This window comes from Bacillus infantis (assembly GCF_020171945.1).
GTDB classification, from domain to species: domain Bacteria; phylum Bacillota; class Bacilli; order Bacillales; family Cytobacillaceae; genus Bacillus_AB; species Bacillus_AB infantis_A.
Genome location: NZ_JAIVAP010000025.1, coordinates 1 through 14,372, shown reverse-complemented (window position 1 = coordinate 14,372; position 14,372 = coordinate 1). Strand labels below are relative to the sequence as shown.

Below are 14,372 nucleotides of genomic sequence, written 5' to 3'. Positions count from 1 at the left end.
ACGAAATATTTTAAGCCCCAAATAACTAGAATAGCACAAGAGCCTTTGATTAAAAAGATTATTTGCTCAAGCCAATTCTGCTTATCCACAAGCTCTCCGATTCTCTACACAGTATTATGCTCTATTTTAACTTATCCACATGTGAATAACAATAAAACCAGACGCAAATATCGCCGTACATGTTATCCACAGCACGAATTTCCGAAGAGCGTCACCTGTTCTTTGCCTTTAATCCAGGAGCGGCTTATGGCTCGAGGCTCCAGCCCCGGACCTGGACAAAAAAGAGGAGCGGCAGAAGCTGTTCCTCTTGAAGAATGCCAAATCTGCAGAATCCCATTACTTTGCGGATCTTCTTTTTTCCCATAAAAAAAGCCCTATCCAATTGGATAAGGCTCTATCGGCTATTTCACCGGTGATATGACGATATGGCGGTTGGGATCGGCCCCGCTTGAGTACGTTTTGACTTTCCTCGTACCGGCCAGTGCCGCATGGATGACTTTTCTTTCATAGGAAGGCATCGGCTCAAGCGCAACATCCTTGCCAGTTTTGATTGCCTTTTGGGCAAGCCGCTGGGCAAGCTGGACGAGCGTATCATTCCGGCGCTTACGGTAGTCCTCGGCATCAAGGACCACATTCAGGTAAGAATCGGAAGACTTGTTGACAACAAGCTGGGTCAAATACTGGAGCGAGTTCAGGGTCTGGCCCCTCTTGCCGATGAAAAGGGCAATTTTCTCGCCGGACAGGATAAGCTCTGCCTCTTTCCCTTCCTTGCGCACTTCCACTTCAACGGGTGCTCCCATTTTGTCGCCGATATTTTTTAAAAATTGGACGGCTTCTTCAATCGGATCCGGCTTCAGGACTGCCCTTACAACGGCAGGCTTTGAACCGAAAATCCCGAACAAACCTTTCTTTCCTTCTTCAAGGATACTGATTTCCGTGCGGTCTCTTGTTGTCTGCAATTGAGCTAAAGCGGATTCTACTGCTGCTTCGACGGATTGTCCTGTAGCAGTCACTTCTTTCACTTCTTTGCTCCTCCCGCATTTCCGGCAGCTGCTTTTTTCAGATCCGGACCTTTGATGAAATACGTCTGGACAATCATAAAGATGTTACCGACAACCCAGTATAATGACAGGGCTGCAGGGAAATTGATCGCAAACACGATGATCATGACCGGCATGATCCAGAGCATCATGGCCATCTGCGGATTCTGGTTGGCAGTCCCCGCCATCATGATCTTCTGCTGGATGAAAGTCGTTGCACCGGCAATCAGCGGAAGCAGGTAAATCGGATCCGGTGAACCGAGATCAAACCACAGGAAGTCATGGTTCGCAATTTCGCGCGTACGGGAAATGGCGTGATAGAAACCGATCAGGATCGGCATCTGAATGATGAGCGGGAAACAGCCTGCCAGCGGATTAACGCCATGCTGCTGGAAAAGCGCCATGGTTTCCTGCTGCAGCTTTTGCTGTGTCTTCTGGTCTTTTGAGCTGTATTTCTCTCTCAGCTTCTGCATTTCAGGCTGAAGGGCCTGCATGGCCTTCGAGCTTTTTGTCTGCTTGATCATCAGCGGCAGAATCAAAAGGCGGATGATCAGGGTCACCACGATGATGGCAAGCCCGTAGCTGCCGCCGAGCGTTTCAGCTACTTTTACGATGAACATAGAAAGCGGGTAAACAATATACTCATTCCAAAAGCCTTCACTTTCAGAGGTAATCGGCTTATTGACTTCAGTACATCCCGTCAAAAGAGCCATTAGGAAAATCAATCCGAATACAAGAAATATTCGCTTCTTCAACGTTTATCCTCCCTTGCTGCTTTTCATATTTATTATAAGAAGTACCAGGTGTTACTCCCGGCCTTAGGCGGCAGAACCAAACCCTGGCTGCCTGTATGCTTCTTTCTCTGTAGGCCTGTCCGTCCCGGCTTCAGGACAATAAAGGCACTACGGTGATATTCTACCATTTTTCAGGCGCAAGCGCTTTAAAATTCACGAAACTTTATTCAGGCTTTTGCCGGTCCCGCTGGTGCCCGGGCCGGCCTAGGACCTTGCCTACTTTCAGGACGTGGGTGAGACTGTTTTTAATCTCATGGAATCCCATATCGGCCACAGGCTTCCTGGCGATGATTACATAGTCATACTCATTATGTATGGAAGCATCCAGCTCATGGAATGCCTGGCGGACATATCGTTTGATTTGGTTCCGGACCACTGCATTGCCGATCTTTTTGCTGACGGAAAGGCCGATGCGAAAGTGCTCCTGCCCCGTTTTCTTCAATGCATATATAACAAATTGACGGTTAGCAAATGACTTTCCTTTTTTAAAGGCTTCCTGAAATTCTTTATTCTTTTTGACTCTGAACTCTTTTTTCATGCCATTTACTCCTCAATCTTAGAAAGCTCTATCATTCAACCTTTAAGGAAAGAGCGGGCAGGCAGCCGATCGGCAGCCTGCCGCAATCCAAAAAGGATCCCTTTACCTTTATAACCAGAACCGGCCCCTTCTATAAGAAGCCGGCTCCATTATCTTTTCAAAAAGGAAAAAAGACCACTGACGTTTCAGTGGCCTAAGCAGATAATACTTTTCTTCCCTTTTGACGGCGGCGCGCTAAAACTTTGCGTCCGTTTGCACTGCTCATACGAGAGCGGAAACCATGAACTTTGCTTCTTTTTCTCTTGTTCGGTTGGAACGTTCTTTTCATTATATTACACCTCCCTGAGGATAACAGTAAAAGACAGTCTTATTGATTATACAAAGATACCCGAATAATTGTCAACTCTTCATTCCGTTTTCCATGATCGAAAAAGCCTTCCGGCATCATTTATATCATTAAGTCTGCAAATCGTCTGTTTGATTGTCCGCCCAGAAGATCCGGACGTCCATTTTGCTACCTTTGAAATTTTACCTTTTTTCTGCCTGAATGTCACGACCCTTTTTCAAATTGGCTGCTGTTAATTTTTCCTTCTACCTGCTTTAACTTCTGTTGTGGATAAATTTTCGACAAGATTTTCACTATCCACAGGGGATATGACAAGTTTTTAACAGACTAACTGCTTGTGGACAATTAATATGCACAGGAATCCCGCTTTGTGGATAAAGCATTAAAAACCATTGCATGGCTTACTATTATTTGATATTATAGTTGTGTTTTCACACTTAATAAATATTGTGCATAACTTTCTTATCCACAGATTGTGGATAACATGTGGACAGGTTATTCAGGGGCTTTGATGAACTTTGTCCACAATCCGGGGAAAATGTCGAAATCCCGAATTGTTTCCTTATTATATATTTATCCACACAAACAGTTTCGTATATAGATCACATAAGGGTTGTACAACTTGTATAACCCATCGTTCTGCTGGACGAAACTAACAGAAAAGGAGGGATACCTGTTGGAAAACATTGCGGATCTTTGGAATAATGCTCTGGCCAATATTGAAAAAAAAATCAGCAAGCCAAGCTTTGACACATGGCTGAAATCGACCAAGGCACATTCTCTCCAGGGAGACCTGCTCATCATCACGGCACCGAATGAGTTTGCGCGCGATTGGCTGGAAGAACGCTATTCGCAGCTGATTTCCGGGATTCTCTACGATATAACGGGAGAGGAACTGGGGGTTAAATTCATTATTCCGCAGAACCAGGGCGAAGAAGAGGTTGATCTTCCGGTCCCGCCGAAAAAAGGGAAAAAGGATGATGACCAGCCTGAACTTCCCTTAAATATGCTCAATCCCAAATACACCTTTGATACCTTTGTCATCGGCTCCGGCAACCGCTTTGCCCACGCCGCTTCACTGGCAGTAGCCGAAGCGCCCGCCAAAGCTTATAACCCATTGTTCATCTACGGGGGAGTCGGACTGGGAAAAACCCACCTTATGCATGCGATCGGCCATTATGTACAAGATCATAATCCAGCTGCTAAAGTGGTTTATTTGTCTTCCGAGAAATTTACAAATGAGTTCATCAACAGCATCCGCGATAACAAAGCTGTCGATTTCCGCAATAAATATCGAAATGTCGATGTTCTCTTAATTGACGATATTCAGTTCCTGGCCGGAAAAGAACAGACCCAGGAAGAATTTTTCCATACATTCAATACACTTCATGAAGAAAGCAAGCAGATTGTCATTTCCAGTGACCGGCCTCCAAAAGAGATTCCGACGCTTGAAGACCGTCTCCGCTCCCGGTTTGAGTGGGGGCTCATCACGGATATCACACCGCCGGATCTGGAAACAAGGATCGCCATCCTGCGAAAGAAAGCAAAAGCTGAAGGGCTTGATATCCCGAATGAAGTCATGCTTTATATTGCCAATCAAATCGATTCAAATATCCGGGAACTCGAAGGTGCACTTATACGCGTAGTAGCTTATTCTTCTTTAATCAATAAGGATATCAACGCAGATCTGGCAGCAGAAGCATTGAGGGACATCATCCCAAGCTCCAAGCCGAAGGTCATCACAATTCATGAGATCCAGAAAACGGTCGGGGAGCATTACAGTGTAAAACTTGAGGATTTCAAGGCAAAGAAGAGGACAAAGTCTGTGGCTTTCCCGCGGCAGATTGCGATGTACCTCTCCAGGGAGCTGACTGATTTCTCCCTGCCTAAAATTGGCGAGGAATTCGGCGGGCGCGACCATACAACCGTGATCCATGCCCACGAGAAGATTTCAAAGCTTCTCCAGACAGATCCGCAGCTCCAGAAGCAGCTGAAGGAATTGAATGAGCTGTTGAAAGTTTAGAAGAAATGTGAATAACTTTTTATACTTTGCACACAGTCTGTCCACATGTGGATAGGCTGTGTTTCCTTTCAAAAATGGGGTTATCCACATACTAACAGGCCCTACTAGTACTATTACTATCTTTTAAAACAAAATATATATATATTCAGCCAGTAAAAAAATATGCCAATCCGGAGGATAAAAATGAAATTTCAAATTCAGCGCGATTCATTAGTCCAAAGTGTCCAGGATGTCATGAAAGCCGTGACAAGCAGAACGACGATCCCGATCCTAACAGGAATAAAAATTGTCGCCTCAGAGGAAGGGGTTACCTTAACAGGGAGCGACTCCGATATATCCATTGAATCTTTCATCCCGAAAGAATCCGATGGCAATGAAATTGTAGAAATCTCAAGAACCGGCTCCATCGTACTGCAGGCAAAGTTTTTCAGTGAAATCGTAAAAAAGCTGCCGACAGACAAGGTCGAGATTGATGTGCAAAACCACCTGCAGACCGTAATCCGCTCGGGCAAATCTGAATTTAACCTGAACGGCCTGGATGCTGAGGAATATCCGCATCTGCCGCAGCTGTCTGAAGAGAAGATCTTCCGCATCCCGACCGACCTCTTGAAGGCGATGGTCCGCCAGACAGTCTTCGCAGTGTCCACCTCAGAAACACGCCCTATCTTGACAGGTGTAAACTGGAAGGTGGAAGATGCCGAGCTGACCTGTATTGCAACAGACAGCCACAGGCTTGCTCTAAGGAAAGCGAAGGTCGAAACAGAAGCAAACGAATCCTATAATGTAGTCATTCCGGGCAAAAGCCTGAGCGAGCTGAGCAAGATCCTCGATGACAATAATGACCTGATCGATATCGTTATTACGGAAAATCAGGTGCTCTTCAAAGCTGAAAATCTTTTATTCTTCTCAAGGCTGCTTGAAGGGAACTATCCTGACACTACAAGACTGATCCCGAACGAAAGCAAAACGGAGATTGGCGTGCAGACGAAGGAATTCCTGCAGGCAATTGACCGTGCATCCCTGCTGGCAAGGGAAGGGAGAAACAATGTCGTGAAATTCTCTACCATCGAGGATGGCGTGGTTGAAATTTCCTCCAACACGCCGGAGATCGGGAAAGTAGTGGAAGAAGTGCAAAGCCAGTTCATAGAGGGAGAAGACTTGAAGATTTCCTTCAGTGCGAAATATATGATGGATGCCTTGAAGGCCCTCGAAGGAACTGAAATCAAGGTCAGCTTCACAGGAGCGATGAGGCCGTTCGTCATCCGCCCGATGAATGATGAATCAATCCTCCAGCTGATCCTGCCGGTAAGAACCTATTAAAGCCGGCGCTTCCTGCATAGCACCCGCGAAAAAACTGCCTTGACGGCGGTTTTTTTGCTTTGGCAGAGAATCGGGCACCAGTAACTGGCACATAAAAATTTCCTCTTTTCTTTGTAAATGGTGCGATTTTTTAGTAAAATAAAGTATTGGGAAAGAATCGGACAGACTGGCATTCTTCCCTTCAGAATTCTCCGGAACTCTATGTCCGGGATCACGCTTTAAAATAATTTCCGGACTTCTTTTAGGAGCATGGCTGGAAAAATGAAAGAGTGGATCAAATGACGGATATCCAAATTTCAACGGAATATATCACGCTGGGCCAGTTCCTCCAGGTGGCCGATCTTATCCAGACCGGCGGAATGGCGAAATGGTTCCTGGGTGAATATGAAGTGTTTGTTAATGATGAACAGGATCAAAGGCGGGGAAGGAAGCTCCGTTCCGGCGACAAGGTGGAAATACCGGGCATCGGCGCCTTCCGGGTTACAGAGTAGCAGATGCTAAAAGGATGTATGGCCTATGTTTATTGAGCAGTTGCTCTTAAGGAATTACCGGAACTATGAATCGCTCGAGGTTCAGTTTGAAGATAAAGTGAATGTCATAATCGGCCAGAATGCCCAGGGCAAGACGAATGTCATGGAGTCCATCTATGTGCTGGCAATGGCGAAGTCCCACCGGACATCAAATGATAAAGAACTTATACGGTGGGATGAGGATTATGCTAAAATAGAAGGAAGGGTCCGCAAAAATCATGGACCTTTGCCGATGCAGCTCGTCATTTCCAAAAAAGGGAAAAAGGCGAAGTGCAATCATATTGAGCAGCAGAGACTGAGCCAATATGTCGGCAATATGAATGTAGTGATGTTTGCCCCTGAGGATCTCCACCTTGTCAAAGGGAGCCCCCAGGTCAGACGCCGCTTTATTGATATGGAAATCGGCCAGGTATCGCCGGTTTATTTGCACGATGTCGGCCAATACAATAAAATCCTCCAGCAGCGGAACCACTATCTGAAGCTTCTGCAGACAAGGAAGCAGACCGATCAGGCGATGCTGGAAATTCTGACTGAGCAGTTCATTGAGATGGCGGCAAGGATCGTGGCAAAGCGCTTCGAATTCCTTAAGCTCCTCCAAAAATGGGCAATGCCGATCCATGAAGGCATATCCAGGGGCCTTGAGACCCTGAAGATTGAGTATAAGCCGTCTGCCGATGTATCAGATGGCATGGAATTGTCGAAAATGATAGAGGTATACCAGGAAAAATTTGAAAAAGTCAGAGGCCGTGAAATCGACCGGGGAGTCACCATGTTTGGCCCACATCGGGATGATCTTGCTTTTTATGTAAACGGCAGGGATGTTCAGACATTCGGCTCCCAGGGCCAGCAGCGGACGACCGCCCTTTCGCTGAAACTGGCGGAGATCGAGCTGATCCACTCTGAAATCGGCGAATACCCTATTCTTCTGCTTGATGATGTACTGTCAGAGCTGGATGATTACAGGCAGTCCCATCTGCTGAACACGATCCAGGGCAAGGTGCAGACCTTTGTGACGACAACAAGCGTCGATGGGATCGACCATCAGACCCTGAAAGAGGCAGCTGCATTCGAGGTAGAGGCAGGTACGCTGAAAAAAATCCAGTGAGGTGATCGTGTGTACGTCCATATAGGAGAAGACATTCTTGTCAGAACAAGGGATATTATCGCCATCATTGACAAACAAAGCGTCAGCTCATCCAAATACATTGAAGAGTTCCTTCAGCAGCATGACCAGGTCGTCAACCTCTCCAAAGGATCCTTCAAGTCTATCGTAGTCACTGGCGATAAAGTCTATTATTCCCCCCTAGCCTCCGGAACATTGAAGAAACGCTCTTATAAATTGACTGTTCAGGAATTTTAAAAATATCAACTTGGAAGCGGGGCACTGTGCCTGGCAGCTATTTCAGGTTTTCTTATAAATTTTTCACTGTAAAGCGAGTAATGCAAATGGAAAGTGTAGGTGATCGATGTGTCAATGGAGGAAAAGGCTATTCAGGAGCAATCGTATGATGAGAATCAGATACAGGTTCTGGAAGGGCTCGAAGCAGTCCGGAAGCGTCCGGGGATGTATATCGGTTCAACAAGCAGCAAAGGGTTGCACCATCTAGTCTGGGAAATCGTTGATAACAGTATAGATGAAGCCCTGGCCGGATATTGTTCAGAAATCAATGTCATCATTGAAAAAGATAACAGCATCACGGTAGTGGATGACGGGCGCGGAATTCCGGTCGGCATCCATGAGAAGATGGGCCGCCCGGCAGTCGAGGTCATCATGACCGTCCTGCACGCCGGCGGTAAATTCGGCGGCGGCGGATACAAAGTTTCCGGCGGTCTGCACGGTGTTGGCGCCTCTGTCGTGAATGCCCTGTCAACAGAGCTTGAGGTATTTGTCCGCCGTGACGGCAAGCTCCACTATCAGAAGTTCGAACGCGGTGTCCCTGCTGCCGATCTGAAAGTCATCGGGGAAGCTGAAGAAACCGGGACAACAATCCACTTCAAGCCGGATGGCGAAATCTTCACCGAAACGCTTGAATATGAATTTGAGATACTGGCAAACCGGATCCGGGAGCTGGCCTTCCTGAACCGCGGACTGAAAATCACGATTGAAGACAAGCGCGCAGAAAATAAGAAGAGCGAGTACTTCTATGAGGGCGGCATCAAGTCCTATGTTGAACATCTCAACAGGACAAAGGAAGTCCTCCATGAAGAGCCGATCTATATTGAAGGCGAAAAGGAAGGCATCACCGTCGAGGTTGCCATCCAGTATAATGACGGCTTTACGGGCAATATTTATTCTTATGCCAACAACATCCACACATACGAAGGCGGAACCCACGAGTCAGGCTTCAAGACGGCCCTGACCAGGGTGATCAATGATTATGCCAGGAAAAATGGCATCTTCAAAGACAGCGACGCCAATCTGTCCGGCGAGGATGTCCGTGAAGGGCTTACCGCCATCGTCTCGATCAAGCATCCGGATCCCCAGTTCGAGGGACAGACAAAAACGAAGCTTGGCAACTCTGAAGTAAGGACGGTCACTGACACGTTCTTCTCAGACCATTTTGAAAAATTCCTGATGGAAAACCCGCAGGTTGCCCGGAAGGTTGTAGAAAAAGGGCTGATGGCTGCAAGGGCGAGGCTTGCTGCGAAAAAAGCCCGCGAGCTGACGAGAAGAAAGAGTGCACTGGAGGTATCAAGCCTGCCGGGTAAATTGGCAGACTGCTCTTCAAAGGACCCTTCCATCAGTGAACTGTATATCGTTGAGGGTGACTCTGCCGGCGGTTCCGCCAAGCAGGGCCGTGACCGCCACTTCCAGGCCATCCTTCCTTTGAGAGGGAAAATCCTCAATGTTGAAAAAGCCCGTCTGGACAAGATCCTCTCCAATAACGAGGTCCGGGCCATCATAACGGCTGCCGGCACAGGGATTGGCGATGACTTTGAAATTTCCAAGGCACGCTATCATAAAATTGTCATCATGACCGATGCAGACGTCGACGGTGCCCATATCCGCACACTGCTGCTGACGTTCTTCTACCGCTATATGAGGCAGATCATCGAAGCAGGCTATATCTATATTGCCCAGCCGCCGCTCTATAAGGTCCAGCAGGGCAAGCGGGTGGAATATGCCTATAATGACAAACAGCTTGATCAGATCTTCGAAGAGCTTCCGAAAGCTCCGAAACCGAATATCCAGCGATACAAAGGTCTTGGGGAAATGAATCCTGAGCAGCTGTGGGAAACAACCATGGACCCGGGCACAAGGACGCTCCTTCAGGTCAGCCTTGAAGATGCGATCGAAGCCGATGAAACATTTGAAATCCTTATGGGCGACAAAGTTGAACCGCGCAGGCAGTTCATCGAGGACAACGCGGTTTACGTTAAAAACCTCGACATCTAGTTTTCAGTACAGGATAGAATGACGCCCTCTATCCTGCTTTTTATATACTGGCTCTTTTTCCGGCAGATTATGATATATGCCGGGGAGTCCTTTTTTCCAAAGATGCAGCCCAGTCCTCCTTCGGGATCTGCGGCCGCATATGAACTTCGATAAAAGTTATGGCACCAGGCGCCGTCGGCTCTATTGAGCTGAAACGCCTTGCGATGTTCCTATAAGGAGGTACCTTCTATGGCTGAGACGCCTAGTTCCCGTGTAACAGAAATAAATATAAGCCAGGAAATGAGGTCTTCGTTTCTTGACTATGCCATGAGTGTAATTGTCTCAAGGGCGCTGCCGGATGTCCGTGATGGATTGAAGCCGGTGCACCGCCGTATTTTATACGCGATGCACGACCTTGGCATGCACTCAGACAAGCCTTATAAAAAATCTGCCAGGATCGTCGGCGATGTTATAGGTAAATACCATCCGCACGGCGACTCTGCCGTATACGAAACAATGGTCCGGATGGCGCAGGACTTCAACTACCGCTATATGCTCGTCGATGGACACGGCAACTTCGGTTCAGTCGATGGCGATGCTGCAGCGGCGATGCGTTATACAGAATCCCGGATGTCCAAGATTTCCATGGAGCTTCTACGTGACATCAATAAAGATACGATCGATTATCAGGATAACTATGACGGCGAAGAAAGAGAGCCGGTTGTGCTTCCTGCCAGGTTCCCTAACCTGCTTGTGAACGGAACCACCGGGATTGCCGTAGGAATGGCAACCAACATCCCTCCGCATCAGCTCGGGGAAATTATTGACGGCGTACTGGCATTAAGCCAGGAGCCTGATATCACCATCCAGGAGCTGATGGAAATCATCCCGGGCCCCGACTTCCCTACAGCAGGTATGATCCTTGGCCGCAGCGGGATCCGCAAGGCTTACGAAACAGGCCGCGGCTCCATCACGCTTCGGGCAAAGGTGGATATCGAGACGAAATCGAACGGCAAAGAGACGATCATCGTCCATGAAATTCCTTATCAGGTCAATAAAGCAAGGCTCATCGAAAAAATCGCCGAGCTTGTCCGCGACAAAAAGGTCGACGGCATCACTGACTTAAGGGATGAGTCCGACCGGAACGGGATGAGGATCGTCATTGAGGTCAGGAAGGATGCAAATGCAAGTGTCATCCTTAACAATTTATATAAGCTGACTGCCCTCCAGACGAGCTTCGGCATCAATATGCTCGCACTTGTCGACGGCCAGCCGAAGGTTCTGAACCTGAAGCAATGCCTGAAATATTATCTGGACCACCAGCAGGTAGTCATCCGCCGCAGGACAGAATTTGAGCTGAGAAAAGCCCAGGCAAGGGCCCATATCCTTGAAGGCCTGCGCATCGCGCTTGACCATCTGGATGAGGTCATCAGCCTGATCCGCAGTTCTCAGACAACTGAGATTGCCAGAGAAGGGCTCATGACTCAATTCGAATTGTCCGATAAGCAGGCACAGGCCATCCTCGATATGCGGCTTCAGCGCCTGACAGGCCTGGAGCGCGAGAAGATCGAAGATGAGTATCAAAGCCTTGTTAAATTGATTGCCGAGCTTGAGGCAATCCTTGCTGACGAGGAAAAGGTGCTTGAAATCATCCGCGAAGAGCTTACAGAAATCAAGGAGCGCTTTAATGATGAGCGCCGCACTGAAATCGTATCCGGGGGTATCGAGCAGATAGAGGACGAAGACCTGATCCCGCGTGAAAACATCGTCATCACACTCACGCATAACGGGTATGTCAAGCGCCTGCCTGTATCGACCTACCGGGCCCAAAAGCGCGGAGGCCGCGGAATCCAGGGCATGGGAACCAATGAGGATGATTTTGTGGAGCACCTGATCACAACATCCACCCATAATACCCTCCTTTTCTTCACGAACAAAGGGAAGGTATACCGTGCCAAAGGATACGAGATTCCTGAATTCAGCCGTACGGCCAAAGGAATCCCGATCATCAACCTGCTTGGCATCAATAAAGATGAGTGGGTAAATGCCGTTATTCCGGTAGAAGAGTTTGTGGACGAATGGTTCCTTTTCTTCACAACGAAAGAAGGGATCTCCAAGCGTTCCCCGCTTACGTCATTCGGCAATATCCGCAACAACGGCCTGATCGCATTGAACCTGCGTGAAGGAGATGAACTGATTTCCGTCCGCCTCACAGATGGCAGCAAGGAAATCATCATAGGCACGAAAAACGGCCAGCTGATCCGTTTCCCTGAAACGGATGTCAGATCAATGGGCCGTACCGCCACAGGCGTCAAAGGAATCTCCCTGGACAGCGATGATGAAGTGGTCGGAATGGAAGTGCTCGAGGAAAACTCAGAGATCCTCATGGTCACAAAGAAAGGCTATGGAAAGAGGACCCCTGAGATGGAATACCGTGTCCAGGGCAGAGGCGGAAAAGGAATCAAGACAGGCAATATCACGGATAAGAACGGAACAATAGTGGCTGTCAAAGTGGTCACAGGCGAAGAAGACATCATGCTGATTACAACAGGCGGCGTGCTCATCCGCATGGCAGTCGGAGATATTTCTACGATGGGCCGGAATACACAAGGTGTAAGGCTGATCCGCATCAATGACAATGAAGGCGAATATGTCGCAACAGTTGCCAAGGTCGAAAAAGAAGAAGAAAAGCTTGAAGAGGCCCTGGCTGAAGAAGAAGAAAATCTGGAATCTGAAACTCCTGCAGAAAATGCAGAAGAAAATGCAGAAGAAACTGCAGAAGCTCCATCCGAAGATGAAACTGAATAAGCAAGAATTGAGGGGAACACAAATTTTGTGTTCCTCTTTTTTGGCAAAATAAAGTAAAATAGTAAAAAAGACTTAATTGGGGTGCAGCTTGTGCGTGTAAATCTAAATGACCTGCAAGAAGGATGCATACTGGCTGAGGATATCTTCAGCCTGACAAACCGTCCGATCATCAAAAAGAAAACAGTCCTGACAGCAGAATTGCTTGAAGTAATGAAGGCATTTTTCATCGATGATGCCGCAGTGGAGAAGACTCTCTCTGATGGCATGCCGTTTCAGCCTTATGGAATGGGGGCGGATGAGGAAAAGGACAGCAGCCCATCGAGCCAGATGAACACCTCTCTCAAGGGTGCTGACTTGTTCCTAAGGTCTGTTCAGGGCTTTAAAAAGGAATTCACTGCCTGGCAGTCAGGCATGCAGATAGACATTTCGAAAATCCGAAGCATCCTGATTCCGCTTATTGAAGCTACAGAAGCCAATCCGGCAGAGCTGTTTTCGCTTTATCACTTTTCCACCAAAGCCGACTACCTTTATCAGCATCCGATTGCTGTGGGACTTTTAAGTGCTTTTATCGGAAAAAAACTCAACTACAGCAAGGGGGACATTGTCCAGATTGCACTGGCCGGCTGCCTTGCTGACTGCGGGATGGCAAAAATAAGCCCTGCTATCATCAATAAAAGGACTTCATTGACCCAAAGCGAATTCAATGAAATCAAAAATCACTGTGCTTACAGCTATAAGATGATCCAAAACCTGCCGCTCTTAAGGGAGAGCACCAAGGTTGCCGTCTTCCAGCATCATGAACGGCTGGATGGCAGCGGATATCCATTCGGGGAATCAGATAAAATTCACCCGATTGCCAAAATCATCGCAGTTGCCGACACCTTTCATGCCATGACCTCTGAAAGGCAGTACCGCCTCAAGCGTTCACCCTTTAAAGTGCTTGAAATGATGATGCAGGATGATTTCGGGAAATATGACCTCCAGGCCATCCATGCATTGGGATCAGGACTCATCACCTTCTCTATCGGAAGCAGGGTCAGGCTTTCAGATGGAAGAAGAGCTGAAATACTCTTTATTGAAGAACAGCATCCGACGCGGCCGATGATTAAAATCATTGCAACGGATGAAATCCTCCGCCTGGAAAGCAGCAGACATCTATATATTGAGGAAATTTTATAGCTGCCGGCATATGCCGGCTTTTGTTTTTAGATAGAAAATGAACGGCTGAACTGAAAATGATAAAAAGGGTCCGGGAAATTAAGATTGATAGAAATCAAAAAAGTCCTTGTAAAGGACCTGATATCCTGCTATAATCAATCAAGTCAGCAAATCACATTTGATGGCATGCTGAAAAAACACTTTTAAAAAGTGTTGACGGCAACTGGTTAAAATGTTATTATAGTTAAGTCGCTTCAGGGCGATGGAGATTGTTCTTTGAAAACTGAACGAACAAAAACGTCAACGTTAATCTTAATTTTTTATCAGAGCTAAATCTTACTCTTATATGGAGAGTTTGATCCTGGCTCAGGACGAACGCTGGCGGCGTGCCTAATACATGCAAGTCGAGCGGACGGATGGGAGCTTGCTCCCTGAAGTC

The 14,372-nt window shown here is 47.4% G+C and carries 13 protein-coding genes and 1 rRNA gene; 9 read left to right on the top strand and 5 right to left on the bottom strand.

Translation table 11 applies throughout. The features are described from left to right. Positions 1-401 precede the first annotated feature (401 nt). From jag to rpmH, 4 genes are all read right to left on the bottom strand, one after another. On the bottom strand, positions 402-1,022 hold the full coding sequence (gene jag / locus LCM00_RS22135; RefSeq protein WP_224906063.1) for an RNA-binding cell elongation regulator Jag/EloR: 621 nt from the start codon (positions 1,020-1,022) through the stop codon (positions 402-404). After that, positions 1,019-1,795: a YidC family membrane integrase SpoIIIJ gene (gene spoIIIJ / locus LCM00_RS22130; RefSeq protein WP_224906062.1), complete on the bottom strand. Its 777-nt coding sequence runs from the start codon at positions 1,793-1,795 to the stop codon at positions 1,019-1,021. Before spoIIIJ ends, jag begins: the two co-directional genes overlap by 4 nt. 202 nt (positions 1,796-1,997) lie before the next feature. Further along, positions 1,998-2,372 (bottom strand): ribonuclease P protein component, encoded by a 375-nt coding sequence (gene rnpA, locus LCM00_RS22125; protein WP_224906059.1) that lies wholly within the window; start codon positions 2,370-2,372, stop codon positions 1,998-2,000. Positions 2,373-2,565: 193 nt separating this feature from the next. Beyond that, positions 2,566-2,700 (bottom strand): 50S ribosomal protein L34, encoded by a 135-nt coding sequence (gene rpmH, locus LCM00_RS22120; RefSeq protein ID WP_009796313.1) that lies wholly within the window; start codon positions 2,698-2,700, stop codon positions 2,566-2,568. A gap of 694 nt (positions 2,701-3,394) precedes the next feature. Here rpmH and dnaA point away from each other — a divergent pair. Further along, positions 3,395-4,741, top strand: a complete 1,347-nt coding sequence (gene dnaA, locus LCM00_RS22115) for a chromosomal replication initiator protein DnaA (RefSeq protein ID WP_022543190.1) — start codon at positions 3,395-3,397, stop codon at positions 4,739-4,741. 183 nt (positions 4,742-4,924) lie between these two features. Continuing rightward, the gene (gene dnaN, locus LCM00_RS22110) at positions 4,925-6,061 is read left to right on the top strand and encodes a DNA polymerase III subunit beta (protein WP_094767786.1); all 1,137 of its coding nucleotides are present in this window, start codon (positions 4,925-4,927) and stop codon (positions 6,059-6,061) included. Here dnaN and LCM00_RS22105 read toward each other — a convergent pair. After that, on the bottom strand, positions 6,023-6,361 hold the full coding sequence (locus LCM00_RS22105; RefSeq protein ID WP_224906058.1) for a hypothetical protein: 339 nt from the start codon (positions 6,359-6,361) through the stop codon (positions 6,023-6,025). The genes dnaN and LCM00_RS22105 overlap by 39 nt on opposite strands. Here LCM00_RS22105 and yaaA point away from each other — a divergent pair. The 7 genes from yaaA to LCM00_RS22070 all read left to right on the top strand — a co-directional run. Then, positions 6,340-6,552 carry a S4 domain-containing protein YaaA gene (gene yaaA, locus LCM00_RS22100; RefSeq protein ID WP_009791670.1) on the top strand — a complete coding sequence of 71 codons (213 nt, stop codon included), beginning with the start codon at positions 6,340-6,342 and terminating at the stop codon, positions 6,550-6,552. The genes LCM00_RS22105 and yaaA overlap by 22 nt on opposite strands. A 25-nt stretch (positions 6,553-6,577) precedes the next feature. Further along, entirely contained in the window at positions 6,578-7,696 is a 1,119-nt protein-coding gene (gene recF / locus LCM00_RS22095) for a DNA replication/repair protein RecF (RefSeq protein ID WP_101548480.1), read from the top strand. Positions 7,697-7,705: 9 nt separating this feature from the next. Beyond that, a complete protein-coding gene (gene remB / locus LCM00_RS22090) occupies positions 7,706-7,951 on the top strand; it encodes an extracellular matrix regulator RemB (protein WP_009791668.1) in 246 nt (81 codons plus the stop codon). A 114-nt stretch (positions 7,952-8,065) separates the two neighbouring features. Then, positions 8,066-9,988, top strand: coding sequence for a DNA topoisomerase (ATP-hydrolyzing) subunit B (gene gyrB / locus LCM00_RS22085; protein WP_101548478.1), 1,923 nt, complete (start codon positions 8,066-8,068; stop codon positions 9,986-9,988). A 228-nt stretch (positions 9,989-10,216) separates the two neighbouring features. Continuing rightward, entirely contained in the window at positions 10,217-12,775 is a 2,559-nt protein-coding gene (gene gyrA, locus LCM00_RS22080) for a DNA gyrase subunit A (RefSeq protein ID WP_224906056.1), read from the top strand. A gap of 90 nt (positions 12,776-12,865) precedes the next feature. After that, positions 12,866-13,954, top strand: a complete 1,089-nt coding sequence (locus tag LCM00_RS22075) for an HD-GYP domain-containing protein (protein WP_318247646.1) — start codon at positions 12,866-12,868, stop codon at positions 13,952-13,954. A 322-nt stretch (positions 13,955-14,276) separates the two neighbouring features. Then, a 16S ribosomal RNA gene (locus tag LCM00_RS22070) occupies positions 14,277-14,372 on the top strand; the annotation flags it as partial.

Bases quoted from the DNA above. Each gene is read 5' to 3' on its own strand.
- rnpA (WP_224906059.1), bottom strand. From the start codon at position 2,372: ATGAAAAAAGAGTTCAGAGTCAAAAAGAATAAAGAATTTCAGGAAGCC.
- rpmH (WP_009796313.1), bottom strand. From the start codon at position 2,700: ATGAAAAGAACGTTCCAACCGAACAAGAGAAAAAGAAGCAAAGTTCAT.
- yaaA (WP_009791670.1), top strand. From the start codon at position 6,340: ATGACGGATATCCAAATTTCAACGGAATATATCACGCTGGGCCAGTTC.
- gyrA (WP_224906056.1), top strand. From the start codon at position 10,217: ATGGCTGAGACGCCTAGTTCCCGTGTAACAGAAATAAATATAAGCCAG.
- recF (WP_101548480.1), top strand. From the start codon at position 6,578: ATGTTTATTGAGCAGTTGCTCTTAAGGAATTACCGGAACTATGAATCG.
- dnaN (WP_094767786.1), top strand. From the start codon at position 4,925: ATGAAATTTCAAATTCAGCGCGATTCATTAGTCCAAAGTGTCCAGGAT.
- gyrB (WP_101548478.1), top strand. From the start codon at position 8,066: ATGGAGGAAAAGGCTATTCAGGAGCAATCGTATGATGAGAATCAGATA.